We start from the raw sequence: 23,262 nt of genomic DNA, 5'->3' as shown, positions 1-23,262 counted from the left end.
ATCCGGACGTCACAGGACCTTGGACAGGAAGGCGCGGGTGCGCTCGTGCCGCGGGGCGTCGAGCACGGCGGCGGGCGGGCCCTGCTCCACGACGGCTCCGCCGTCCATGAAGACCACGGTGTCGGCGACCTCGCGGGCGAAGCCGATCTCGTGCGTGACGACGATCATCGTGGTGCCGGCGGCCGCCAAGTCCTTGATGACGTCGAGGACTTCACCCACCAGCTCGGGGTCGAGCGCGGAGGTCGGCTCGTCGAAGAGCAGCAGCTTGGGTTCGAGGGCGAGCGCGCGGGCGATGGCGACGCGCTGCCGCTGGCCGCCGGACAACTGCTGGGGGTACGCGTTCGCCTTGTCGGCCAGACCGACCCGGGCGAGCAGCTTCCCGGCGGCGGCGACCGCGTCCTTCCTCGGCCGTTTCAGGGCAGCGACGGGCGCCTCGACGATGTTGTCGAGCACGGTGAGATGGGGGAAGAGGTTGAAGTTCTGGAAGACGAAGCCGATCCGGGTGCGCTGCTTGAGCACCTCGCGCTCGGGCAGCTCGTAGAGCTTGTCGCCGGAGCGGCGGTAGCCGATGAGCGTGCCGTCGACGGTGATCCAGCCGCTGTCCACCTTCTCCAGGTGGTTGATGGTGCGCAGCAGCGTGGACTTCCCGGAGCCGGACGGCCCGAGGACGACGGTGACCTCACCGGCCCGGACGTCGAGGTCGATGCCGCGCAGGACGTCGAGGGAGCCGAAGCTCTTGTGCACGGACCGGACTTCGACCATGGAGGTGCTCATCGGGTGGCCCCCTTCGCGTAGTGGTGTTCGGCGCCGCGCAGGAAGCTCAGCGCGGCGCGGGCCGTGGCGTCGTTCTGCCGGAAGGCGGGGCCCGCGGTGCGCGGCCTGGTGAACGCCCCCGCCGCGCGGGCGACGGTGAAGGGCCCGAGCGCGAACCGGCGGGGGTGCGGCCGGCCGTCGCGTCCGGTGATCCGGCCGTCGACGGGGTCCACCTGGAGCAGCCCGGTCGCGGCCGCCCCGGCCCCTTCCTCGTACAGCGAGCGCAGCAGCGGGCTGCCGGCCCGTTCGGCGGTGGGCTCGGGCAGCCGCGCCTCGACGAGGGCGGCCGCCTCGACCCACTGCCCCGGCACGCTGGCGCTGCCCGCGCGGAAGACGCCCTTGGATTCGTCCGTCTCTACGCTGATCCCCGCGCCGAGGAAGCGCACCACCCCGGCGTCGGAGAGCGCGAGCAGCTGCCGCAGACGGGGTCCGGGCGGGCCGGAGGCGAGGTGGCTGAAGAACCCGTGCCACCAGCCGCCCACGTCGCCGATGCGCAGCAGCTGGCCGTAGACCGAGAGCAGCCCGAGGAAGACGGCCAAGTCCTCACTGTGGGACGGATCGTGACGCCTGGTCAGATCCGCCCGGATGTGTGAGCGCAGACCGTCCTGGAGGCTGTCGTACGACGTGAAGCGGACCCCGTCGAGCGGGTGGTCGAGGGCTTCGAGGTCGAGGCGGTCGGCGGCGTCGGGGACACTGGCGGCGATCAGGGTCTGGAGCTCGGGGCTGCCGGGGTCGGCGGCGGCGTACTTCTCCTCGAAGTCGGTCCAGTTGACGGCGGTGCGCTCCGGGTGGGCGGTGAACAGCCGGTGGTAGTGGGCGAAGCCCAGTTCCTTCTCGATCAGGGGCCAGATGTCGCGGCGGAAGTCGGGCCGGTGCGGGCGGCGCAGGAGTCCGTCCACCTCGGCGGGGCCGAAGAAGCGGGGCAGCGGCGGACGTTCGCCCTGCCAGGTGTAGCCGAGCTTGGAGTGGTAGGGCACTCCGCGCCGGGAGCCGACGTACAGCACGGGCTCGCGGCCGGAGGGGTGGTAGGTGCCGTCCGCGTCGTAGCGGCCCCCGCGGCCTTCGGTGAGGAGCGCGAAGAGGTCGACGAAGGCGAGTCCGAAGCCGCGGACGATCACGGGTTCGCCGGGGCGCAGCGGCGACAGGTCGCTGTCGGCGGTGAAGGCGGGCGGCAGGTGCACAAGGCCGTGCCGCTCGGCGAAGTCCGCCAACTGGCCCTGCTCGACGTCGAGTTCGGCTTCCAGGTGGCCGATGGTGAGCACGACCACGTCGGCGGTCAGGGGTTCGGTGCGGCCTTCGAGCCACACCTGCTGGCGGCCTTCGCGCGGGCCGCCGACGCGGCGGGCCCGCGTGCGGTGCTCGTGCACGGCGACGGTGGCCGGCAGCGCGGCCACGGCGTCCTCGTACACCCAGCGCAGGTACTCGCCCTGCGCCCGCCGGGTGGGGAAGCTGCGGGCATCCGCGCCGGACCATTCGGCGAGGGTGGGGCCGGGGCGTACCGGGCCCTCCTGCTGGACGGTGTCGTCGGTGAACATGGTGACGTCCTCGGCCATGGAGTTCATCCACAGGAGCGGGGACTGGTCCGCCCGCCAGATCCGGCCGCCGCCCGCCGGATACGGGTCCACCAGATGGATGTCGAGAGGCTCGTCCCCGTACAGGGAAGGGATGTTGGCGGCGAGCCGCTCCAGGAGTCCGGTCCCCCGCGGACCGGCTCCCACGACGACCAGGGACGCGCTCACCGGGCACCCGCCGAGCCGCGTGCGTAGTACCGCTCGACGTAGTACTGGCCGACGGACAGGAGGGAGGTCACCACGACGTACCAGATGGTGGCGACGAGGAGCAGCGGAACCACCTGGTAGGTACGGTGGTAGACCAACTGCACCGTGTACAACAGGTCGTTGACGGCGATGATGGAGACGATCGAGGTGCCCTTGAGGGTGCCGATCAGCATGTTCCCGGCGGGCGGCACGATGGAGCGCATGGCCTGCGGCAGGACGATGCGGCGCAGTCTGCGCCACCGGCCGAGGCCGAGCGACTGGGCGGCCTCCAGCTGGCCGCGTTCCACGGAGAGGATGCCGCCGCGCACCACTTCGGCGGCGTACGCGGCCTCGTGCAGGGTGAGTCCGACGACGGCGACGGTGACCGGGCCCATCAGGTCGACGGTGCGCACGCCGAGGATCTGCGGGTACAGCGCCCCGATGTTGAACCAGAAGAGCAGCTGCATCAGGATCGGCGTCGACCGGAACAGCCAGACGTAGCCCCAACTCACCGCCCGCAGAACGGGGTTGGCGGACAGCCGCATGACGGCGAGCAGGGTGCCGAGCGCGAAGCCGAGCGCCATCACGACGGCGGTGAGCCACAGGGTGAGCCAGAGTCCGCGCAGCACGGCGGTGGTGGCGAAGTAGTCGGCGACCACGCCCCACTGGAAGGCCTGGTTGCGCACGACGGAGGCGAGCGCGAGGCCGAGCAGGACGAGGACGGCAACTGCCGCCGCCCATTGGCCTGTTCGGCGGACCGGCACGATGCGGGGCCGGTCGGGAAGGGCGTCTTCGGGAACCGCGGACGGCCGCTTGGAGAGGGTGAGGGACATGCGAAGGCTCCGTGGATGCAGAGATCGAACACGGGAATGGCCTTCACGAACACACGGCGCACAACACTGCGGAACCGAGCCCCTCAGCACGGCTTCCGTTCCCGAGGCTATGCGCCGCATGCTGGAGGTTGTCAAGCTCGTCCGCACTGTGAGCGGTGCGTCTTTGCGCGGTTGACGCGGAAACGGATGCCTGTTCCACTTGGGCCATGCATTCGCAGCAGTGGCTGGTCACGCGCTCCCACATCGACTTCGGTCGAGTGTGGTCCTCTTCCTGTTGAGCTGACCCCCTGCCCGGATTCTCCGGCGCGCTCTCGCACCGTTCTTCCGCGCCTTCACATCTCTGATCACTCGCGCACCCCTCCCCTCGCCATGTCCCGTACCACTCTTGCCACTTCCGCCTGCCCGAAATCTCTGGAGCGCACCCCATCATGAGCAGGTCACGCAGTCTGAGCAGATCGCGTAACTACGCGGCGTTCGCCCTGATCACCGCCGCGGCACTCGGTCTCACCGCCTGCGGATCCGGGGAGCCGGCCGGCGCGGGGGCGGCGGGCGCCGGGCAGAAGGGGAGGATCCCCACCGCCGATGTGGTGTCGGCCGTCCGGAAGGACGAGGCCGCCGCCGCGCTGCTGCCCGAGAGCGTCCGCGAGTCGGGCACGCTCACCATCGCCATCGGCGTCGGGACGCCGCCGGGTGCCACCTACCTGGAGGACGGGAGGACGGTGGCCGGACAGGACGTCGACTTCGCGGACGCCGTCGCCAAGGTGCTCGGGCTCAGGCTGAAGCACGAGGTGGCCGCCTTCGAGGTGATCCTGCCCGCCCTCGACAGCGGCAAGTACGATCTGGGCGCCGGCAACTTCGGAGTCACCGACGCCCGTCGCAAGAGCATCGACTTCGTCACCTACATCAACGACGGCCAGGGCTTCGCCGTCCGCAAGGACAGCAAGCTCGGCGAAGTCACCGACCTCGCCCAGCTCTGCGGGCTGAACGTGGCGACGGCCGCGGGCACCACGTTCGAGGCGACCCTGGAGAAGAACAAGTCCGCGTGCGGGGCCGCCGGCAAGAAGCCGTACGAGGTGCAGACGTACGGCGACCAGGGGGCGCTGTGGATCTCGCTCCAGCAGGGTCGCAGCGATGTCGTCATGTCGACGATCAACGGGCTGCGGTACGCGGTGGGTCAGCAGGAGGGACTGAGGTTCCTCAACGAGTTCCACCGCCTCGACGTCGGGTTCGCCTTCAAGAAGGGCACCCCCCTGGCCCCCGCCTTCCAGGCCGCGGTGAACAGTCTCAAGAAGGACGGGACGTACGACCGGATCCTGGCCAAGTGGGGAACCACCCGGTCCGCGATCGAGCGGTCCCAGATCTCACCGCCGGAGCACACGTAGCAGCGGACGGTCCGTCAGCAGTCGCAGCAGCTGGCGCACTCGCAGCACTGGCACACCTCACAGCAACTGCAGCAGTCACAGCAGTCGCAGTCACAGGCGTTGCAGCAGCCCTCGCGCTTCTTGCGCGACCAGGGGCCCTCGTACTCGTCGGCGCAGCACATCTTGCAGGTGCAGCAGAGCCCGACGAAGGCGGCGCAGCCCGCGAAGAAGCCGCGCGGCTGGGGGCGCGGCGGCTCGGGCGTGAAGCCCGGCCCGTGGCCCCCCGGCCCGAACCCGCCGGGCCCGCCGCCCCCGTAGGGATTGCCGCCGCCGTACGGATTCCCCGGCGGCACCTGACCACCGCCGTAGGGGCCCTGGTACGGGTTGCCGCCACCCTGCTGGGGCGGCTGCTGCCCGTAGGGGCCGTACGACGCCTCGTGTGGATGGGCACAGCTCGTCGTGCCGAACGAGCGGTTGACGGACTGGCTCAGTTCGTGTGCGAGCAGGACGTGGGCGAGCTTTCCGTCCACGAAGTCGACCTCGCGCAGCGCGAGCCGGATGCCGTGCACCGCGTCGTCGGCGAGCCTGCGGGCCTCGGCGAGATCGGTGCCGGTCGCCGCCAGCGGGTTCCAGGCACCCGACGCGGCGTCAGTTTCCCGGTCCTCCAAGGCATCCAGGAGATGCGCGAGCCGCCCGAAGAGCCGGCCGGCCTCCGCGAGCGGCTCCGCGTTGTGGGGCCTGCCCGCGAGGACGGCGGTGTGCGCGAAGGCGGCCGCGGTGGCCGTCTCGGTCGGCTCGGTGACCGTCAGGAGCGAGGTGCCGGGGCCCGCGAGCGCCTCGATGCCGCTCTGCCGGTCGACCGCGTCGACGAGCACGGCGGTGTCGAAGCCGAGCGTGGCGCCGGTGCGCGCCCCGGCCCGGTCCCAGCTCCTGGCGACCCGGCGGGCGGCGAGCGCGACCGGCCTGCGCGCCAACAGGCCGTCCCGGTCGGCCACGTGGTCGCGGACCTTGGCCGAGGCGAGGACCAGCGAGACGGCCGCCGCGAGCCGGGCCCCCTCGCCCTGTGCCACCGGAGCCGTACGCATCGCGCGCAGCGGGCAGGGTCCGGCGGTGCGCCGCCAGCCGGTGCTCCGCTCGGCCTGAGCCTCCGTCAGAACCGAGACGATCAGGCCGTCGTAGTTGGTCACGACCCGGGCGAGCTGCCCGTGGTCGGAGCGAAGTGCCAGGCAGAGGCCGCAGAGATGGGCCATCCACTCGGTCTTCAGCCCCTCGCCGAGCCGGTGCGAACAGGGCCTGACGATTCCGAACACGGCTCTCCCCCACGTGCCGTTGGGCACCGCGCCCAACGCGTCGTTCTTCAGTGCGGCAGGCATCGTATCGAGTGATCCGTTCACCCGTACGACCCCTGCATCACTCATGTGGAGGGACATACATATTTTTGTTACACCGGATCTCCCGTACCGCCCCAGCCCTAGAGGATTCCTGACGAATCGCCACATGTTCTGTGCCAGTACCGTCACGAATCAACCGCGCGGCGACTATCCACTTGGCGCGGTATCCGCATCATGGACGACCATAGGGATGCGGAACGGAAGATGTAGCAAGAAGAAGTCCGCTGTGAGAGGAGGCGTCCATGGGATCGGTGCGCAAGGCCAGTGCCTGGCTGGGACTTGTCGAGGACAACGACGACCGCTACTACGACGACGAGTACACCGAGGGTGCCGCCGAGCCCGGCGAGGCCTGGGTGACCGACCCGCGGGTGCGGGTGGCCTCCGAGGCGGCCGAGGAGCAGGGCCGCCGGATCGCCACCGTCACGCCGGACGGCTTCCGGGACGCGCGGGGTATCGGCGAGCTGTTCCGGGAGGGCGTCCCGGTGATCGTGAACCTGACGAGCATGGACGCGGGTGACGCCAAGCGCGTCGTCGACTTCGCGGCCGGGCTCACCTTCGGCCTGCGCGGCTCCATCGAGCGCGTGGCGACGAGGGTCTTCCTGCTGACCCCCGCCGACACCCAGATCGTCAGCGGCGAGGCCGCGGGCCGCCAGACCGGCGGCTTCTTCAACCAGAGCTGAGTTGCCGATGGCTCCCGGCCACGACCACCGCCGAGCCAGGCGCTCACCGGACACCCGCTCCTAGCGGAACGCGTCCAGCCCGGTGAGCGCCTTGCCGAGCACCAACTGGTGCATCTCCACGGTGCCCTCGTAGGTGAGCACCGATTCCAGGTTGGTGGCGTGCCGCATCACCGGGTACTCCAGCGAGATCCCGTTGGCACCGAGGACGGTGCGCGAGGTGCGGCAGATCTCGATGGCCTCCCGTACGTTGTTGAGCTTCCCGAAGCTGACCTGCTCGGGGCGGAGCCTTCCCGCGTCCAGGCGCCGGCCCAGATGGTGGGCGAGCAGGATCCCCTTGTGCAGTTCGACGGCCATGTCGGCGAGCTTGGCCTGGGTGAGCTGGAAGCCGCCGATGGGCTTGCCGAACTGCTCGCGGGTCTTCGCGTAGTCGAGCGCCGCCTCGAACGAGGCGCGGGCCGCGCCCATCGCGCCCCAGACGATTCCGTACCGCGCGTGCGAGAGGCAGCTGAGCGGGCCCTTGAGCCCGGTGACCTCGGGGAGTACGGCGTCGGCGGGCAGCCGCACCTCGTCCAGGACCAGCTCGCTGGTGACGCTGGCGCGCAGCGACCACTTGTGCTTGATCTCGGGAGCCGAGAAGCCCGGGGCACCGGTCGGCACCACGAACCCGCGGATGCCTTCGTCGGTCTGGGCCCACACCACGGCGACGCCCGCAACCGAGCCGTTGGTGATCCACATCTTGCGGCCGCCCAGCACCCAGTCGGTGCCGTCCTTCTTGGCGTACGTGCGCATACCGGCCGGGTCGGAGCCGTGGTCGGGTTCGGTGAGGCCGAAGCAGCCGATGATCTCGCCCGCCGCCATCCCGGGCAGCCAGCGCTGCTTCTGCTCCTCGGAGCCGAACCGCCAGATCGCGTACATGGCGAGCGAGCCCTGTACGGAGACGAGCGAGCGGATGCCGGAGTCGGCGGCCTCCAGCTCCAGGCAGGCGAGGCCGTACTGCACGGCGGTGGCGCCCGCGCAGCCGTAGCCGGTCAGGGACATGCCCAGCGCGCCGATCGAGCCGAGTTCGCGGGCCAGTTCGCGGATGCCGGGCAGTTCGCCGTTCTCGTACCACTCGGCGATGTGCGGCAGGACCCGGTCGGCGGCCCAGGAGCGCACGGTGTCGCGGATCGCGAGGTCCTCGGCGCTCAGCAGGTCGTCGATGCCGAGCGGGTCGGCCGGGTCGAAGGGGGGCAGCTTGGAGGAAGGAGCGGACATGAGGGCGCCTCCGCGGCTCTCGCTCACCTAAAACTAGCAGTGTTAGTTATTACCTGAGCGCTGACGTTACGGGTCAGTGTCCCGCGCGTCCAGACTCCGCGGTCGCCACATCGACGGCCCGCGCCGGGGACGGCAGCTTCACGCCGAGCGGCTGCACCTGCTGCGGCTCCACCTCGGGCTCCAGGTCCTGCCCGGCGACCGAGCAGTCCATGACCCGCGGCAACCGCAGCCCCGCCACCGCGCCCAGGAGCAGGAGTGCGGCGCTGACGAACAGGGTCACGTGCAGACCGTGCACGAAGGCGTTCCGGGCCGCGCCGCGCAGCGCCTCGCCCGCCGGGCCGCCGAGGCGCCCCGCGACGTCGTACGCCTCGCCGAGCGAGTTGGCCGCGGCGGCCGACGCCTTGACGGGGACCCCGCCGACCGAGGCAAGACCGGGGGCGTAGGCGGCGTTCATGACGCTGCCGAGCAGGGCGATGCCCATGCCCGCGCCGAGCTGGTAGGAGGTCTCGCCGATGGCGGCCGCGCCACCGGCCCGCTCGGCCGGGGCCTCGCTCAGCATCGATTCGTACGCCGCGAACAGCGTGGTCTGGAAGCCGAAGCCGAGCAGGACGAAGGAGACGAACATCAGGGCCGGCCAGTCGGTCTGGCCCATCAGGGCCAGCAGCAGCACGGCGACCGCGGTCAGCACGAAGCCCGTAGAGACCATCCGGCGCGGTCCGAGCCTGCGCAGCGTGTACGAGCCGGTGGCGCCCGCCGCCATCGCGGCGAAGGTGAGCGGCAGCATGCGCAGTCCGGTGGACAGCGGGGAGAGCCCGAGGACCAGCTGGAGGTACTGGACCGCGATGAGTTCGAGGCCGACCAGCGCCAGCATGGCCACGATGATGCAGCCGACCGAGGTGGCGAACGCGGGCCGGGAGAACATCCGCATGTCGATGAGCGGATGCGTGCGGCGCCGCTGTCTGCGGACGAAGAGGACGAGCAGCGCGGTGCCGACGCAGAGCGCCGCGAGGGTGCGGTCGTCGAGGATGCCGGAGCCGCTGCCGAGCCGCTTCACGCCCAGCACGACGGCGAGGATGCCGCCCGCCGCCATCAGCGCGCCGAGCACGTCCCAGGGTCCGTCGGAGCTGCCCTTGGACTCGGGCAGGATCCAGCGGCCGAGCGGCAGGATCAGCGCCATCAGCGGGATGTTGACGAGGAAGACCGAGCCCCACCAGAAGTGCTGGACGAGGAAGCCGCCGAGCACCGGTCCGGTGGCGGCGCCGATCGCGGCGACCGCCGTCCAGATGCCGATGGCGGTGGCCCGCTCGCGGCGGTCGGGGAAGACGACGCGGACGATGGAGAGCGTGGCGGGCATGATCATCGCGCCGCCGATGCCGAGCAGCGCGCGGGCGGCTATGAGCACCGGCGCCGATTCGGCGAGCGCGGCGACCGCCGAGGCGGCGCCGAAGATCCCGTACCCGAGCAGCAGGACCCGGCGCCGGCCCACCCGGTCGCCGAGCGTGCCGAAGAGGATGAGGAGGGCGGCGCAGACCAGGGGGTAGGCGTCGACGATCCAGAGGAGTTCCACCGAACCGGGCCGCAGGTCCTCGGTGACCGAGGGGATCGCGACGTGCAGGACGGTGGCATCCAGCGCCACGAACAGCAGGCTCACGCAGAGGACGAGGAGGACGACCCAGCGGTTGGCACCGCCGGCAGCAGCACGCGTTCGTGCACCGGCCGTGGTCGTCCCTGTCATGTACGTACCTCCCAGTACTGCGGGCCGCGCCGGGCCCGGGACGGGGCGGCCGCATCGGACCGTCCGTCGCCACTCTCGCGGTCGGCGGGCCCGGCGGACCAGTGACCGGCCCTGAATCGGGCCGGTGTGCCCGGGAGCCCGGCATCGACGGGCGAGTGGTTCGTCAGCGTACGCGAGTTCACGCCGGTGGCGCGTGGTCCACCTCTCACCGCGAAGACCGCAGGAGTGTGGCGTGCGCCACGCCGCGACGGGCCCCGAGATGATCTTTACGCTCCGTACCGGACCGGTGACCGAAGGGTGAATTCCGCTCCCCCGCCCGGCAAACGGAATTCCATGGGATACAAACAGGCCTTCCGGAGGCGAGTCGAATGAATAGAGCGCAAGGCCGCGGGGTATTCCCGAGGGCCCGGGAATAACGGCGGGCGTGAGACATACTCCACATCACATCGTCATCACAAAGACCCCGGATCGGCCTGGACCGTCACTCACTCGCTGTAACGTCGATTGAGTGCGTACTGACCGAATCTTCGCCCGCCTGGACCGGGAGCCCGAGCCACCGAAGATAGAGATCCCGCGGATGAGCCGTCACCGCGTGGTCCTCTTCGGCGCGACGATGGTGTTCTACCTCGCCATCGTCGTGGCCGTGCTGACCTCGTCCTGGCTCGTCGAGCTGGACTGGAAGGTCATGCTGTTCCGGCCGTACGAGCACTGGCCGCAATGGCACGCCTTCCTGGACTACTTCGTGGTCCTCGGCCAGCGCGGGCCGACCGCCGTGATGGTCATGGCCTGGCTGGGCTGGCGCTCCTGGCGTCAGCACACACTGCGGCCGCTCCTCACGCTCGGGGCGGCCCTGCTGCTGCTCAACATGACGGTCGGTTCGGTCAAGCTCGGCCTCGGACGGCTCGGCCCGCACTACGCCACGCAGATAGGGTCCGCCGAGCTCTTCGCCGGGGGCGACATATTTCCCTCGGGGCACACCGCCAACGCGGTCGTGACCTGGGGCATCCTGGCCTACCTCGCCACCACTCCGCGCGCCCGCCGCTGGCTCTCGGTCATCTCGGCCATGGTCGCGCTCGGAGTCGGCGCGACCACCGTCTACCTCGGTACGCACTGGGTGAGCGATGTGCTCCTCGGCTGGGCGGCCGGGCTGCTCATCCTGCTCGCCCTGCCCTGGGTGGAGTCGCCGATCGCCCGCGCCGAGGCGTTCGTCTTCGCGGTGCGCGAGAAGGTGCGCGAGCGCCGGCGGACCCGCGGCGCGACCGCCCCGGTCCCGGTGCCCGCCCGCACGGTCCCCGCGATGCTGCCCCAGCGGGGCCACGACGAGGACGGGGCCCCGGAGCGCGAGCCGGTCGGCGCGACGAGCGGGCGCGGCAGCACCAGGCCGCTCCCGGCCAGGCCCTACCAGCCGGCCCGTTCGGAGCGGCCGTCGGTCGTCCCGGCGGGCACCCGGCGCCCGCCGCACACCGAGCGGTCGCCGCGCACCGCCCCGGCCCGCCCTCTGGGCGGCTGACGGCAGAGACGGCGGGGACGGTACGCACAGGCCAACCCCCGCGTGACGAAGGCCCCCGGTACGGACCGGGGGCCTTCGTCGTTGTCGCGCCGCAGGAACCGGCTCAGCCGTGCCAGCAGCGGATGACCGTGCCGTCCTCGACCTCGAAGTTCAGCCTGCCCACCAGGTACTCCATGGTGATGATCGAGCCCGGCGGCAGCGACCTGACAGTGGACCAGCCGCGCTCCCTGGCCAGCCGCTCGGCGCCTTCGGCGTCGAGGCCGACATAGGACTCGGGGGCGTCGTCGGGATGTGCGGAGTGGGACGGTATGGGTGCCATGCAGCCCACCGTAGGCGGGTCGGCCCGGCGACGGAAGCCGGGGCCGCCAGAGGCCCGCCGACCTGGTGCGAACCCGCTGGTTGTCCGCCTCCGGTGCCCCACCAGTCACACTTCTGTCACAGGATCGGGGCTCGGGCTTGCCTCGAACTACGTCACTCATACGGGCAGTTCCTGACCCCTTGCCCAGTTATCGCACACGCCGCTTCCAGCCACTCGAACGCATTCCTGGAATTGACAGAATTCTTACGCGTGACACGATGGGAATTCCCACTCGGCAGCGCTCCCAATGGAATTGGCGACGCATAGGTAATTCACCGCACCTTTACACGATCCCTACCCGGAACCCCTTGGCCGGGGCCGTCGATGCTCGGCCAGATGGCCCACGCCCTCTGTTGCGCCGGGCCGGGCCGCGCGCATCATGGCCCCTGGCCTGACGCCGGACACCTCTGGGGGCGCAATGGGTACGGAGACGGCGACAGCGGTGGCGGAACCTGCGCGGGCCGCCCGGCCCGGCGCGTTGATCATCGACTGGCTGACCACCACCGACCACAAGAAGATCGGGCACCTCTACCTGATCACGTCGTTCGTCTTCTTCCTGATCGCCGGTGTGATGGCGCTCCTGATGCGGGCCGAACTCGCCCGTCCCGGGCTCCAGATCATGACCAACGAGGAGTACAACCAGCTCTTCACGATGCACGGCACGATCATGCTGCTGCTCTTCGCGACGCCGACCTTCGCCGGATTCGCCAACGCGATCATGCCGTTGCAGATCGGCTCCCCGGACGTGGCCTTCCCGCGGCTGAACATGCTCGCGTACTGGCTGTTCCTCTTCGGCGGTCTGATCGTGCTCGGCTCGGTGCTGCTGCCGACGGGCCCCGCGAGCTTCGGCTGGTTCGCCTACGCCCCGCTCAACTCGCTGACCCGCTCCCCCGGCGCGGGCGCCGACCTCTGGATCATGGGACTCGCGCTCTCCGGCTTCGGCACGATCCTCGGCTCGGTCAACTTCCTGACCACCATCGTCGCGATGCGCGCGCCCGGCATGACGATGTTCCGGATGCCGATCTTCACCTGGAACGTCCTGTTCACATCGATCCTGGTGCTGATCGCGTTCCCGGTGCTCGCGGCGTCGCTGCTCGTTCTGGAGGCGGACCGCAGGTTCGGCTCGGTGGTCTTCGAGGCGCAGAACGGGGGCGCGCTGCTGTGGCAGCACCTCTTCTGGTTCTTCGGCCATCCCGAGGTCTACATCATCGCGCTGCCGTTCTTCGGCATCATCACGGAGATCATCCCGGTCTTCGCGCGCAAGCCGATCTTCGGCTACATGACCCTGGTCGGAGCGACGGCGGCCATCACCGGCCTGTCCGTCGTGGTGTGGGCCCACCACATGTTCGCGACCGGAGCGGTGCTGCTGCCGTTCTTCTCGTTCATGTCGTTCCTGATCGCGGTGCCGACCGGGGTGAAGTTCTTCAACTGGACGGGCACGATGCTCAGGGGCTCACTGAGCTTCGAGACCCCGATGCTGTGGGCGGTCGGCTTCCTGGTGAGCTTCCTGTTCGGCGGCCTGACGGGCGTCATCCTGGCCTCCCCGCCGCTGGACTTCCACGTCACCGACTCGTACTTCGTCGTGGCGCACTTCCACTACGTGGTGTTCGGCACGGTGGTGTTCGCGACCTTCGGCGGCTTCTACTTCTGGTGGCCGAAACTCACCGGCAAGATGCTGGACGAACAGCTCGGCAAGATCCAGTTCTGGACGCTCTTCGTCGGCTTCCACACCACCTTCCTGGTCCAGCACTGGCTGGGGGCGGCGGGCATGCCGCGCCGGTACGCGGACTACCTGGCGGCGGACGGCTTCACGGTGCTGAACACGATCTCGTCCATCGGCGCGTTCCTCCTCGGCCTGTCCACGCTGCCCTTCTTCTACAACGTCTGGAAGACGGCGAAGTACGGCAAGAAGGTGGAGGTGGACGACCCATGGGGGTTCGGCCGCTCGCTGGAGTGGGCGACGTCGTGCCCGCCGCCCCGGCACAACTTCGTGGCCATCCCCCGGATCCGCACCGAGGCCCCGGCCTTCGACCTGCACCACCCGGAGTTCGCCCCGTTCCGCGACGACCTGCGGCCGGAGACCGGCGGGGAAACCCGCTGACCCCCTAACCCGCCGCCGCGTCCACTCGTACGCTCAGATCGTTGGCGCCCGTGTAGTACGGCCGGACCACTCCCGGGCCCACCCGCGACCCCGGGTACACGAAGATCACCTGCTTGAGGGGGACGTCGTCCAGGATGCGGGCGAGGCGGACCGCGGCGGTGCCGGTGAGCAGCCACAGGTCCCAGAGCCACTCCTTCGCGTCGAGCCCCTCCGCGAGCGGCGCGTAGGGCAGCGTGAAGGTGAAGCCGTCGCCGTCGGCGGTCGCGGGCACCCGGTGGACCCGGCCGCCCCCGCCCCGCAGCCGCGCCTCCACGACCGCCTCCGGGCCGAGCCCGGATCCGTACAGCCGTCCGTGAACGGTGACCGCGCCCGCGTCGAAGCCGATCGTGCCGGTCTCGGCGTGCGGCTTGCGCAGCCAGCTGCGGACGATGAGCTCGCCGGACCGCCCGGCGTACGGAATGCGCACCGCGACCCGGTCGGCGTCCGGACCGGGCTCCCGGTCGACCAGCGCACGCAGGTCCCGGGTCCCCGGCTCCAGGCGCTGCTCCCCCTCCTCACCGGCGCGCAGGTACGCGTCCCACAGGCCCTCCGCGAGCTCGACCGTGCTCGGCAGCACCGCCCGGAGCAGGCCTTCGGCGGCCGGGGTGAGCGGCAGCAGCACATCGGGGCCCGGGTCGCCGCCGCGCCGGCGCAGGACGAGCGTGGCGCCCGGTCGGCCGGCCCCCGTGACGTCGAAGGTCACTCCGCCCGCGGAGTCTGCGATGCAGTCGGCGCGCGGCGTGGCGGATGCGCTGCCCGTGTCCGGGGACTCGGCGGTGGTGGTCATGCGGTCTGCCCTTTCCGGAGCACTCTGGCGGCCTTGTGGCGCAGGGCGTAGGCCCCGTCGAGGGCGGTGCTGCGGGCCCGGTGCAGCGAGTCGCTCAGTACCCCGGCGGAGCGGCTGCCGCCGCCCTGGGCGTGCAGCTCGGCGAAGATCGCCTCGTGGCGTTCGCCGATCCGGGCCGGGTCGAAGCGCTCGGAGTTGTGCAGCGCCGCCTTGGCCATGCGGTGGCGCAGTTCGTCGTCCTGGATCAGTTCGAGCAGGGCGGCGGCCACCGCGTCGGCGTTGCCCGTTTCGACCAGCCGGCCGTCCACCCCGTCCTGGATGATTTCGCGTGGCCCCTGTGGACAGTCGGTGGAGACGACGGGGAGTCCGCAGCGCATCGCCTCGACGATGGTCATGCCGAAGGACTCGTGGCTGGAGGTGACGGCCGCGACGGAGCCCTTGACCCACTCGCTCTCAAGATGGCCTGCCAGGCCCATAAGGAACACATTGTTGTAGAGGCCAAGATCGTCGATGAGGTTGCGCAGGGCTTCACGTTCGTTCCCGAAGGCGTCGCCGGAGCCGTAGATCCGCAGCCGCCAGTCCGGCCGCACCGCGACCACTCGCGCGAAGGCCCGCACCAGCAGGTCGTACCGCTTGACGGGGGTGAGCCGCCCGGCCGCGACGACCAGTTTGGCGTCGCCCGAGGCGGGCTCGATGCGGGACGCGGGCACGCTGTTGGGCACCGCGTCGACGCGTACGCCGGGGAGCCGCAGCTCCTGGTAGGCGGCCGCGTCGGCGCTGGTGACCGTGGTGATCGCGTCGAGCAGCGGGTAGTAGTGGGCGATCTCGCCGCGCAGCCGGTAGCTGTGTCCGGCCAGGGTCAGGTGTTCCTGGCCGACCCGGACCACGCCGGGCCGGGTCTCGCGCGCGATGTGCACGTTGAGTCCGGGCCGGGTGCCGACGACGACGTCCGCCTCGATCGCCCGCAGATGGGCCGCGATGCGGTCATCGGTGAGGCGGCTGTATTGGCTGTGGCGTCCGTCGCCGCGCGGGAAGACCTTGGCCGGCTGCTGGTGCCGGGGGTGGTCGCCGTCGTGTCCGGCGCTGTTCTTGCGGAGATCCACGAGGTGCCTGAGGCGGACGCCTTCGGGCGCGGTGAGGGTGGGCTCGTCGTGGTGGCGGAAGACGGAGACGATCTCGACGTCGTGCCGCCGGGCCAGCTCACCGGCGAGGTTGAAGGTGGACCGGATGGTGCCGCCCAGGCTGTACGCGTTGTGCAGCAGGAATGAGATGTGCATGCGCCACGCGTCCCCTTGGGTCGTTCGACCGATCGGTCGATCATCCGCTTGATCGTCCGGTCGGCCGGGTCGGTCGGGACCGGATGCCCGGTCAGCAACGGACTGTACTTGGCTCGGCCGTCACCCGTACCCCAGGGGCGGATCACCGCTCGTCCACCCGGGGACCAGGCGTGGAGAGCGTCGGGGAGAGCCCCGTCCGGGCGGCCGGACGGGGCTCGGTGCCTCAGACCCTGAGCTGCTGTCCGGGCACGATGAGGTCCGGGTCGCCGCCGATGACGGCCCGGTTGGCCGCGTACAGCGCCTCCCATCGGGTGCCGTGCGCCGCCGCGATGGCGGAGAGCGTGTCACCGCTCCTGACCGTGTAGGCGCCGGCGATCGGCGCACTCCCGGTGCGGACCGGGGCAGCCGGCGCGGACGGCTTCGGCGCGGCCTTCCGTACGCTCGGGGCCTTCTTCGGCTTGACGGGCTCGGCCCGCCCGGCGGCAGGTGCCTGCGCCGCGGGAGCGCCGCCGTACGCGCCCGCCGAGCGCGAGCAGGACGGCCAGGCGCCCCAGCCCTGCGAGTGCTGGACCCTGGTGGCGACGGCGATCTGCTCGGCCCTGCTGGCCCGGTCGGCGGTGGAGGCGTACGCCCCGCCGCCGTGCGCCCGCCAGGTCCCGGCGTCGAACTGGAGCCCGCCGTAGTAGCCGTTGCCGGTGTTGATGTGCCAGTCTCCGCCGCTCTCACACTGCGCGATGCGGTCCCACACACCACCGTCCGCCGCCGCGGCCGGACCGGTGGCGACACTGAGCAGGGCGACCGGGGCCGCGATCGCGGCCCCGATCAGCGCTGCCGTCCCACGACTTCGCAGCGAGCTGGAACCACTGGTACCAACAGACATGAAATCCCTCTCGAAGCACCCGGGGTCCCCCTGAGCGGTGCGGACTCCGGCGCGTCGGGCGCCTCGTTCCGCACTGCCCCCGCCCGCCGGAAGGTCGTCGTTCACTGATGCGGCGGCGGGCGTTCCCGGGCGGTGCTCGGTGCACACGGCGGTGGAATCTAGGGACCCGCACGCTCCCGTATCAACCAAAGCCTTGTCATTCCAGGCCAGTTGACTGTTACCGGGAGTATCAGCGATTTCCGGTCACCCACTTGATTCGCAGATATCGGTATTTGTCGATCTGTCATCGAAGTGATCTGTGACTCGGCTCACCCGGCCAACTTCCATGTATCCCGCAGGTGTTGACAGGGAGTGAAGGGTTCCGGAGGTGTGTTCACCCTCCGCTGGGGATGGTTCGATTCCGTTCGCCTTCGCGCGTGACTCCGGCCACAGATCGTCCGTTGTCGTTTGTACGAGAGAAGCCGGGAACCGCCCGGCGCATCCACTCAGTTCCTAGGAGCCACCCGTGCCGCGCATGCTCGACGTCAGTGAGGACGTCCGCGCCGAGATCGGCGACGAAGAAGCCGAGCGGCTGCTCGCCGGCGAGAACGCCCCGGGCAGCTACGACTGCACCTCCTGCCGCACGCCGGGCGACTCCGAGCAGGAGCGCACCAGCACCGTCCTGTTCGTCGGCGAGGAAACCGCGGTGCTCGCCTTCGCCCACGCCAGCTGCATCCCCTCCCAGGTCGTCCAGGTCGCCGAGGAGCAGCTCCAGGGCGCCGTACGCGCCATCACCGGCGAGGAGCCGGCCGGCGGCGGCGCACCCGAGCAGGCGGTGCTCGGCATCACCAGCGGTCTGGTGCTGATCGAGGGCGACCTGCACCCGGCGCTCGTCGTCGAGCCGACCGTCCCGATCGCCCGTCCCGGGTCGGGCGGCTCCACCGACGAGTTCCTCCCGCTCCTCATCGAGCAGGGCTTCGTGCCGGTCACCGACATGGCCCGGCTGCCCTCGGTGCTGTCCGGCTGGTCGGTGCTGCTCGCGATGGGCCAGCTGCACGCGATCCTGCAGCCCGGCACCGGGGGCGGCAGCAGTTCGGTCTCCTGGTGGCAGGCGCACCAGCCGCTCCAGGTGACGGACGGCTGGCGCGCGGCGGCCAACAAGTCGCAGCGCGTGCTGGTCTTCGCGGCACCGGTCGGCGTGATCGGCCAGCAGCCGCGCGAGGACCTGCTCAGGGACGCGCTGGAGAAGGCCGCCGCCGACGGCCGCCTGGTGGCCGCCGCCATGCCCCTGGCGGGCACCTGAGGTTGCCCCCGGCCCCTTCCCGAAGCGCCCCGGACGGCCGCGCCCCCGGCGGCCGAGCGGCGCGCCCCGCCCCCCGGCGCGCACGGAAGGGGCGTGGGGCACCTCGCCGCGCGCTACCGATAAGCCGAAACACCCCGCATCCCCCACCCCGCGGGATCGTTGGCACATACGTGCACTCATACGACCCTTCCCGCGAGACGTACCACTCCCAGATCCCTGCCATGCGCGCCTCAAGCGACGCATCGGGAGCCCACTCCGCCACGCCGATCTACGACGCGCTGTACTCGGAGTACCGCAGGTCCTTCCGCGCCCTGCCCGGCGACCGGTCCGGCGAGGAGGATCTCGGCTTCCGGGGGTTCGGCGGCTTCGGCGGTTTCACCGGAGTGGGTACGGGGTCGTACGGCGCCCGGACCGGCCACCAGTCGGGCCAGACCCAGCACTTCCCGGTCACGTACGCCGGGAACTGGCACGTGCACCCCGCGATGCACGCGAACGGGCGGCAGCACACCGGGCACCATCATCTCCCGGCAGCACTGCCGCCCGGCCCCCGCAGGGGGCTCTAGCTCCAGGCCTCCCCCGTAAGGGGGTTACTTCTTGCGGCCGCGCTTCTCGCGCACCCGGACCGAGATGTGGATCGGGGTGCCCTCGAAGCCGAACTCCTCGCGCAGCCGGCGCTCGATGAAGCGGCGGTAGCCGGCCTCGATGAAGCCGGAGGCGAAGAGCACGAACCGGGGCGGCTTGGTGCCCGCCTGCGTACCGAACAGGATGCGCGGCTGCTTTCCGCCGCGGATCGGGTGCGGGTGCGCGGCGACCAGCTCGCCGAGGAAGGCGTTGAGACGGCCGGTCGGGACCCGGGTCTCCCAGCCCGCCAGGGCCGTCTCGATCGCCGGGACCAGCTTCTCCATGTGGCGGCCGGTCAGCGCCGACACATTGACCCGGGGCGCCCAGGAGACCTGCTGCATCTCGGTCTCGATCTCGCGCTCCAGGTAGTAGCGCCGCTCCTCGTCGAGGGTGTCCCACTTGTTGTACGCGATGACCAGCGCGCGCCCGGCCTCGACGGCCATCGTGATGATGCGCTGGTCCTGTACCGAGATGGACTCGCTGGTGTCGATGAGGACGACCGCGACCTCCGCCTTCTCGACGGCGGCGGCGGTGCGCAGCGAGGCGTAGTAGTCGGCGCCCTCCTGGAGGTGGACGCGGCGGCGGATGCCCGCCGTGTCCACGAACTTCCAGGTGACTCCGCCGAGTTCGATGAGCTCGTCGACGGGGTCGCGGGTGGTGCCGGACAGCTCGTTGACGACGACCCGCTCCTCCTTCGCGACCTGGTTCAGGAGCGAGGACTTGCCGACGTTGGGACGGCCGATGAGGGCGATCCGGCGCGGGCCGCCGACCGCGGTGCCGAAGCGCTGCGGCGGGGCGTCGGGCAGGGCCTTGAGGATCTCGTCGAGGAGGTCGCCGGTGCCGCGGCCGTGCAGGGCGGAGATGGGGTAGGGCTCGCCGAGGCCGAGCGACCACAGGACCGCGGCGTCGGACTCGCCGGACATGCCGTCGACCTTGTTGGCGGCGAGCACGACGGGCTTGCCGGCCCGGCGCAGCAGCTTGACGACGGCCTCGTCGGTGTCGGTGGCGCCCACGGTGGCGTCGACCACGAAGACCACGGCGTCCGCGGCCTCGATGGCGTACTCGGCCTGGGCGGCGACGGAGGCGTCGAGGCCCAGGACGTCCTGCTCCCAGCCGCCGGTGTCGACCACCTTGAAACGGCGGCCCGCCCACTCGGCCTCATAGGTGACGCGGTCACGGGTGACGCCGGGCTTGTCCTGGACGACGGCCTCGCGGCGGCCGATGATGCGGTTCACCAGGGTCGACTTGCCGACGTTCGGGCGGCCGACGACGGCGAGGGCCGGAAGCGGGCCGTGACCGGCCTCGTCGATGGCCTGCTCGACGTCCTCGACGTCGAAGCCCTCTTCGGCGGCAAGCTCCATGAACTCCGCGTACTCGGCGTCGCCGAGCGCTCCGTGTTCGTGCTGGTCGTTCATGAAGTCCGTACCTCGTTCATCGTGGTGATCGGTGGACCGCGATCGGGCGGTCCACTACTGAAAGTCTGGCCTAGCGCCCGGTCAGGCGCCTGGCGTTCTCCAGGTGGCCGGTGAGCCGGTCCTGGATGCGGACGGTGGCCTCGTCCAGGGCTTTGCGGGTGCTGCGTCCGCTGCCGTCGCCCGCCTCGAACGGGTCGCCGAAGACCACGTCGACCCGGCTGCGCAGCGGCGGCAGCCCCTTTATCAACCGTCCGCGGCGCTCGGTGCTTCCCAGCACCGCGACCGGGACGATGGGTGCCCCGGACCGTACGGCGAAGTAGGCGAGGCCGGCCCGCAGCGAGGCGAAGTCGCCGTCGCCCCGGGTGCCCTCGGGGAAGATCCCGAGGACGCCGCCCCGGTCGAGCACGGCCAGCGCGTCGGTGATCGCGGTGCGGTCGGCGACCGCCCGGTCCACCTTGAGCTGGCCGATGCCTTCGAGGAACGGGCCGAGCGGCCCGACGAAGGCTTCCTTCTTGATCAGGAAGTGGGTGCCGCGCGGGGCGGTGCCCATCACCATCGGGCCGTCGATGTTGTGGGAGTGGTTGACGGCGAGGATCACCGGACCGCTCGCCGGAACCCGCCAGGCGCCGAGCACCCGCGGCTTCCACAGCCCGTACATCAGGCCGACGCCGATCCGGCGCCCGATCTCGGCACCCCGCCCCGTGACGGGCAGGTGCGGCGCGAAGCGTCTCGACGAGGGGCGGTGGCCGGGCGACGGGAGGGCGGTCACTTGGCGGCCTGCTTCTCCTCGATGAGGGTGACCACGCATTCGATGACCTGGTCGAGGGTGAGCTCGGTGGTGTCCACCTCGACCGCGTCGTCGGCCTTGGCCAGCGGGGAGGTCTTGCGGCTGGAGTCGGCCGTGTCCCGCTTGATCAGGGCTTCCCTGGTGGCTGCCACGTCGGAGCCCTTGATCTCGCCGCTGCGGCGGGCCGCGCGGGCCTCGGGGGACGCGGTGAGGAACACCTTGAGGTCGGCGTCGGGCAGCACGGTCGTGCCGATGTCCCGGCCCTCGACCACGATGCCCTGTGCGGCGGAGGCCGCTATGTCGCGCTGGAGCTGGGTGATGAGCGCCCGCACCTCGGGGACGGCGCTGACCGCGCTCACCTTGGAGGTGACCTCCTGGGTGCGGATCGGGCCGGCCGCGTCCTCGCCGTCCACGGTGATCGTCGGCGCCGACGGGTCGGTGCCGGAGACGATCACGGGCTTGGCGGCCGCGACGGCGATCTCAGCCGGGTCGTCGGTGTCGATCCCGTTGCTGATCATCCACCAGGTGATCGCCCGGTACTGGGCGCCGGTGTCCAGATAGCTCAGCCCCAGCTTGGCGGCGACCGCCTTGGAGGTGCTGGACTTGCCGGTGCCGGAGGGGCCGTCGATGGCGACAATCACAGCTGCCGGAGCGGTCCGGGCGGCGCTTTCCACGGTGACGGACACCTTCCTGGTACGGGGCGGGGCTTGCTCGGGGCGCAAATCCGCCCCGTACAAGGTTACTGGCTCGTGCGAGCCCCACGTCCCGCCCGTCTCTCCCCGGGCCCCCCGGGCCCTCAGAGCCTCCTCACTGCCGGATCGACCAGCCCCGCTCCCGCAGCGCCGCCGTGAGGCCGGGGGCCGCGGCCGGCTCGACCATCAGCTGGACCAGGCCCGCCTGCTGGCCGGTCGCGTGCTCGATGCGGACGTCCTCGATGTTGACCCCGGCCCGGCCCGCGTCCGCGAAGAGCCGCGCGAGACCGCCCGGCTCGTCGCTGATGAGCACGGCGACGATCTCGTACGTGGCCGGCGCCGCCCCGTGCTTGCCGGGCACCCTCACCCGGCCCGCGTTCCCGCGCCTCAGCATGTCCTCGATGCCGGCCGCGCCGCCGCGCCGCTTCTCCTCGTCGGCCGAGTCGAGCGAGCGCAGGGCACGCACCGTCTCGTCCAGGTCGGCGGCGATCCCGGACAGCACGTCGGCGACGGGGCCGGGGTTGGCGGAGAGGATCTCGACCCACATCCCGGGGTCGGAGGCGGCGATGCGGGTGACGTCGCGGATGCCCTGGCCGCACAGCCGTACCGCGGTCTCGTCGGCCTCTTCGAGGCGGGCCGCGACCATGGAGGAGACCAGTTGCGGGGTGTGCGAGACCAGGGCGACGGCCCGGTCGTGGGCGTCGGCGTCCATGACGACCGGCACGGCACGGCACAGCGCGACCAGCTCAAGCGCCAGGTTGAGCACCTCGGTGTCGGTGTCCCGGGTCGGCGTGAGCACCCAGGGCCGGCCCTCGAAGAGGTCGGCGGTGGCGGCGAGCGGGCCGGAGCGCTCCTTGCCCGCCATCGGGTGCGTACCGATGTAGGAGCTCAGGTCGCAGCCGAGGGCGAGCAGCTCGCGCCGCGGGCCGCCCTTGACGCTGGCCACGTCGATGTACGCGCGGGCCACGCCGGCGCCGATCGCCTCGGCCAGCGTCGCGGCCACGTGGGCGGGCGGCACCGCGACGATCGCGAGGTCGACCCTGGCCTCGGGCGGTTCGTCCGTACCGGCACCGAGGGCGGCCGCGGTGCGGGCCTGGCCCGGGTCGTGGTCGGCGAGGTGCACGGTGACCCCGCGGCCGGCGAGGGCCAGCGCGGCGGAGGTGCCGATCAGTCCGGAGCCGATGACGAGCGCGGTTCTCACTGGGCGATGTCCTTGCGGAGTGCGGCGGCGGTGCCGAGGTAGACGTGGGCGATCGCGGACTTGTCGAGATCGGTCTCGACATGCGCGAGGATCCGCACCACGCGGGGCATGGCGCCGGCTATGTCCAGCTCCTGGGCGCAGATCAGCGGTACGTCGGTGATGCCGAGCTGGCGCGCGGCGGCGGCCGGGAAGTCGCTGTGCAGATCGGGGGTGGCCGTGAACCAGATGCTGATCAGGTCGTCCGGGGCCAGCCCGTTGCGCTCCAGGATCTCGGTGAGCAGCGCGCCGACCTGCTCGTCCATGTGTCCGGCCTCGTCCCGCTCCAGCTGGACTGCCCCACGGACCGCTCGTACCGCCACGACGTGCTCCTAGCCTTGAACTTTTCTTCCCGTTCAGCGTAGCCAGCCGCACTGACACACGGACGCGGCGACCGCCCTCCGGGACGAGGGCGGCCGCCGCGCACGGTCCGCGCTACAGGCTCTGCTGCT

Annotated in this window: 21 protein-coding genes; 6 read left to right on the top strand and 15 right to left on the bottom strand. The window is 71.2% G+C overall.

Translation table 11 applies throughout. The features are described 5' to 3' along the window. Positions 1 to 9: 9 nt before the first annotated feature. The 3 genes from ACIQ8J_RS09335 to ACIQ8J_RS09325 are packed head-to-tail and all read right to left on the bottom strand — an operon-like array spanning position 10 to position 3,403. Positions 10 to 774: an amino acid ABC transporter ATP-binding protein gene (locus ACIQ8J_RS09335; protein ID WP_403265610.1), complete on the bottom strand. Its 765-nt coding sequence runs from the start codon at positions 772 to 774 to the stop codon at positions 10 to 12. After that, on the bottom strand, positions 771 to 2,552 hold the full coding sequence (locus ACIQ8J_RS09330) for an FAD/NAD(P)-binding protein (protein ID WP_403265607.1): 1,782 nt from the start codon (positions 2,550 to 2,552) through the stop codon (positions 771 to 773). Before ACIQ8J_RS09330 ends, ACIQ8J_RS09335 begins: the two co-directional genes overlap by 4 nt. After that, positions 2,549 to 3,403, bottom strand: a complete 855-nt coding sequence (locus ACIQ8J_RS09325) for an amino acid ABC transporter permease (RefSeq protein ID WP_403265604.1) — start codon at positions 3,401 to 3,403, stop codon at positions 2,549 to 2,551. Before ACIQ8J_RS09325 ends, ACIQ8J_RS09330 begins: the two co-directional genes overlap by 4 nt. A 446-nt stretch (positions 3,404 to 3,849) precedes the next feature. Between ACIQ8J_RS09325 and ACIQ8J_RS09320 the strand changes: the two genes are divergently transcribed. Next, positions 3,850 to 4,785, top strand: a complete 936-nt coding sequence (locus tag ACIQ8J_RS09320; protein WP_403266582.1) for an ABC transporter substrate-binding protein — start codon at positions 3,850 to 3,852, stop codon at positions 4,783 to 4,785. Between the two features lie 14 nt (positions 4,786 to 4,799). On the opposite strand, the gene ACIQ8J_RS09315 is transcribed toward ACIQ8J_RS09320, so the two are convergent. Continuing rightward, positions 4,800 to 6,074, bottom strand: coding sequence for a DUF5685 family protein (locus ACIQ8J_RS09315; protein WP_403266579.1), 1,275 nt, complete (start codon positions 6,072 to 6,074; stop codon positions 4,800 to 4,802). Positions 6,075 to 6,397: 323 nt separating this feature from the next. Here ACIQ8J_RS09315 and ACIQ8J_RS09310 point away from each other — a divergent pair, with 323 nt between their 5' ends. Continuing rightward, positions 6,398 to 6,835 (top strand): cell division protein SepF, encoded by a 438-nt coding sequence (locus tag ACIQ8J_RS09310; RefSeq protein WP_403265602.1) that lies wholly within the window; start codon positions 6,398 to 6,400, stop codon positions 6,833 to 6,835. 60 nt (positions 6,836 to 6,895) lie between these two features. Here the strand turns inward: ACIQ8J_RS09310 and ACIQ8J_RS09305 are convergent, their stop codons facing one another. Both ACIQ8J_RS09305 and ACIQ8J_RS09300 read right to left on the bottom strand, forming a co-directional pair. Next, positions 6,896 to 8,089, bottom strand: a complete 1,194-nt coding sequence (locus tag ACIQ8J_RS09305; protein WP_403265599.1) for an acyl-CoA dehydrogenase family protein — start codon at positions 8,087 to 8,089, stop codon at positions 6,896 to 6,898. 73 nt (positions 8,090 to 8,162) lie between these two features. Next, positions 8,163 to 9,824: an MFS transporter gene (locus ACIQ8J_RS09300; RefSeq protein WP_403265597.1), complete on the bottom strand. Its 1,662-nt coding sequence runs from the start codon at positions 9,822 to 9,824 to the stop codon at positions 8,163 to 8,165. A gap of 508 nt (positions 9,825 to 10,332) precedes the next feature. On the opposite strand from ACIQ8J_RS09300, the gene ACIQ8J_RS09295 reads away from it, so the two are divergent. Then, positions 10,333 to 11,334 carry a phosphatase PAP2 family protein gene (locus tag ACIQ8J_RS09295; protein ID WP_403265594.1) on the top strand — a complete coding sequence of 334 codons (1,002 nt, stop codon included), beginning with the start codon at positions 10,333 to 10,335 and terminating at the stop codon, positions 11,332 to 11,334. A gap of 103 nt (positions 11,335 to 11,437) precedes the next feature. Here the strand turns inward: ACIQ8J_RS09295 and ACIQ8J_RS09290 are convergent, their stop codons facing one another. Then, positions 11,438 to 11,653, bottom strand: coding sequence for an I78 family peptidase inhibitor (locus tag ACIQ8J_RS09290; RefSeq protein ID WP_403265591.1), 216 nt, complete (start codon positions 11,651 to 11,653; stop codon positions 11,438 to 11,440). Between the two features lie 457 nt (positions 11,654 to 12,110). Here ACIQ8J_RS09290 and ctaD point away from each other — a divergent pair, with 457 nt between their 5' ends. Then, positions 12,111 to 13,793, top strand: a complete 1,683-nt coding sequence (gene ctaD, locus ACIQ8J_RS09285) for a cytochrome c oxidase subunit I (protein ID WP_403265588.1) — start codon at positions 12,111 to 12,113, stop codon at positions 13,791 to 13,793. A gap of 4 nt (positions 13,794 to 13,797) precedes the next feature. Here the strand turns inward: ctaD and ACIQ8J_RS09280 are convergent, their stop codons facing one another. The 3 genes from ACIQ8J_RS09280 to ACIQ8J_RS09270 all read right to left on the bottom strand — a co-directional run bounded on the left by ACIQ8J_RS09280 (position 13,798) and on the right by ACIQ8J_RS09270 (position 16,776). Continuing rightward, on the bottom strand, positions 13,798 to 14,619 hold the full coding sequence (locus ACIQ8J_RS09280; protein WP_403265585.1) for a transferase: 822 nt from the start codon (positions 14,617 to 14,619) through the stop codon (positions 13,798 to 13,800). Further along, entirely contained in the window at positions 14,616 to 15,896 is a 1,281-nt protein-coding gene (locus tag ACIQ8J_RS09275) for a glycosyltransferase family 4 protein (RefSeq protein WP_403265583.1), read from the bottom strand. Before ACIQ8J_RS09275 ends, ACIQ8J_RS09280 begins: the two co-directional genes overlap by 4 nt. 223 nt (positions 15,897 to 16,119) lie before the next feature. After that, positions 16,120 to 16,776, bottom strand: a complete 657-nt coding sequence (locus ACIQ8J_RS09270) for a transglycosylase family protein (protein WP_403265580.1) — start codon at positions 16,774 to 16,776, stop codon at positions 16,120 to 16,122. Positions 16,777 to 17,281: 505 nt separating this feature from the next. On the opposite strand from ACIQ8J_RS09270, the gene ACIQ8J_RS09265 reads away from it, so the two are divergent. Both ACIQ8J_RS09265 and ACIQ8J_RS09260 read left to right on the top strand, forming a co-directional pair. Continuing rightward, entirely contained in the window at positions 17,282 to 18,058 is a 777-nt protein-coding gene (locus tag ACIQ8J_RS09265; RefSeq protein ID WP_403265578.1) for a hypothetical protein, read from the top strand. A 221-nt stretch (positions 18,059 to 18,279) separates the two neighbouring features. Continuing rightward, positions 18,280 to 18,621, top strand: a complete 342-nt coding sequence (locus ACIQ8J_RS09260; RefSeq protein WP_403265575.1) for a hypothetical protein — start codon at positions 18,280 to 18,282, stop codon at positions 18,619 to 18,621. A 24-nt stretch (positions 18,622 to 18,645) separates the two neighbouring features. Here ACIQ8J_RS09260 and der read toward each other — a convergent pair whose 3' ends face one another. The 5 genes from der to aroH form a co-directional block, all read right to left on the bottom strand. Then, positions 18,646 to 20,094, bottom strand: coding sequence for a ribosome biogenesis GTPase Der (der, locus tag ACIQ8J_RS09255; protein WP_403265573.1), 1,449 nt, complete (start codon positions 20,092 to 20,094; stop codon positions 18,646 to 18,648). 70 nt (positions 20,095 to 20,164) lie between these two features. Further along, positions 20,165 to 20,902 (bottom strand): lysophospholipid acyltransferase family protein, encoded by a 738-nt coding sequence (locus tag ACIQ8J_RS09250; RefSeq protein WP_403265572.1) that lies wholly within the window; start codon positions 20,900 to 20,902, stop codon positions 20,165 to 20,167. Continuing rightward, on the bottom strand, positions 20,860 to 21,567 hold the full coding sequence (gene cmk / locus ACIQ8J_RS09245; protein WP_403265570.1) for a (d)CMP kinase: 708 nt from the start codon (positions 21,565 to 21,567) through the stop codon (positions 20,860 to 20,862). The genes ACIQ8J_RS09250 and cmk overlap by 43 nt, the downstream gene beginning before the upstream one ends. Positions 21,568 to 21,688: 121 nt before the next feature. Beyond that, positions 21,689 to 22,774, bottom strand: a complete 1,086-nt coding sequence (locus tag ACIQ8J_RS09240; RefSeq protein ID WP_403265568.1) for a prephenate dehydrogenase — start codon at positions 22,772 to 22,774, stop codon at positions 21,689 to 21,691. Then, positions 22,771 to 23,133 carry a chorismate mutase gene (gene aroH, locus ACIQ8J_RS09235; RefSeq protein ID WP_403265566.1) on the bottom strand — a complete coding sequence of 121 codons (363 nt, stop codon included), beginning with the start codon at positions 23,131 to 23,133 and terminating at the stop codon, positions 22,771 to 22,773. Before aroH ends, ACIQ8J_RS09240 begins: the two co-directional genes overlap by 4 nt. Between the last annotated feature and the right edge of the window lie 129 nt (positions 23,134 to 23,262).

The organism is Streptomyces sp. NPDC094147, assembly GCF_044764265.1.
In the GTDB taxonomy this organism is placed as follows: domain Bacteria; phylum Actinomycetota; class Actinomycetes; order Streptomycetales; family Streptomycetaceae; genus Streptomyces.
The sequence above is the reverse complement of the archived record's forward strand: the minus strand, read 5'-3'. Positions and strand labels throughout refer to the sequence as shown.

Coding starts and splice junctions, on each gene's coding strand:
- ACIQ8J_RS09335 (WP_403265610.1), bottom strand. CDS start 774: ATGAGCACCTCCATGGTCGAAGTCCGGTCCGTGCACAAGAGCTTCGGC.
- ACIQ8J_RS09325 (WP_403265604.1), bottom strand. CDS start 3,403: ATGTCCCTCACCCTCTCCAAGCGGCCGTCCGCGGTTCCCGAAGACGCC.
- ACIQ8J_RS09310 (WP_403265602.1), top strand. CDS start 6,398: ATGGGATCGGTGCGCAAGGCCAGTGCCTGGCTGGGACTTGTCGAGGAC.
- ACIQ8J_RS09305 (WP_403265599.1), bottom strand. CDS start 8,089: ATGTCCGCTCCTTCCTCCAAGCTGCCCCCCTTCGACCCGGCCGACCCG.
- ACIQ8J_RS09300 (WP_403265597.1), bottom strand. CDS start 9,824: ATGACAGGGACGACCACGGCCGGTGCACGAACGCGTGCTGCTGCCGGC.
- ACIQ8J_RS09290 (WP_403265591.1), bottom strand. CDS start 11,653: ATGGCACCCATACCGTCCCACTCCGCACATCCCGACGACGCCCCCGAG.
- ctaD (WP_403265588.1), top strand. CDS start 12,111: ATGGGTACGGAGACGGCGACAGCGGTGGCGGAACCTGCGCGGGCCGCC.
- ACIQ8J_RS09280 (WP_403265585.1), bottom strand. CDS start 14,619: ATGACCACCACCGCCGAGTCCCCGGACACGGGCAGCGCATCCGCCACG.
- ACIQ8J_RS09275 (WP_403265583.1), bottom strand. CDS start 15,896: ATGCACATCTCATTCCTGCTGCACAACGCGTACAGCCTGGGCGGCACC.
- ACIQ8J_RS09270 (WP_403265580.1), bottom strand. CDS start 16,776: ATGTCTGTTGGTACCAGTGGTTCCAGCTCGCTGCGAAGTCGTGGGACG.
- ACIQ8J_RS09260 (WP_403265575.1), top strand. CDS start 18,280: ATGCGCGCCTCAAGCGACGCATCGGGAGCCCACTCCGCCACGCCGATC.
- der (WP_403265573.1), bottom strand. CDS start 20,094: ATGAACGACCAGCACGAACACGGAGCGCTCGGCGACGCCGAGTACGCG.
- ACIQ8J_RS09250 (WP_403265572.1), bottom strand. CDS start 20,902: ATGCGTGGTCACCCTCATCGAGGAGAAGCAGGCCGCCAAGTGACCGCC.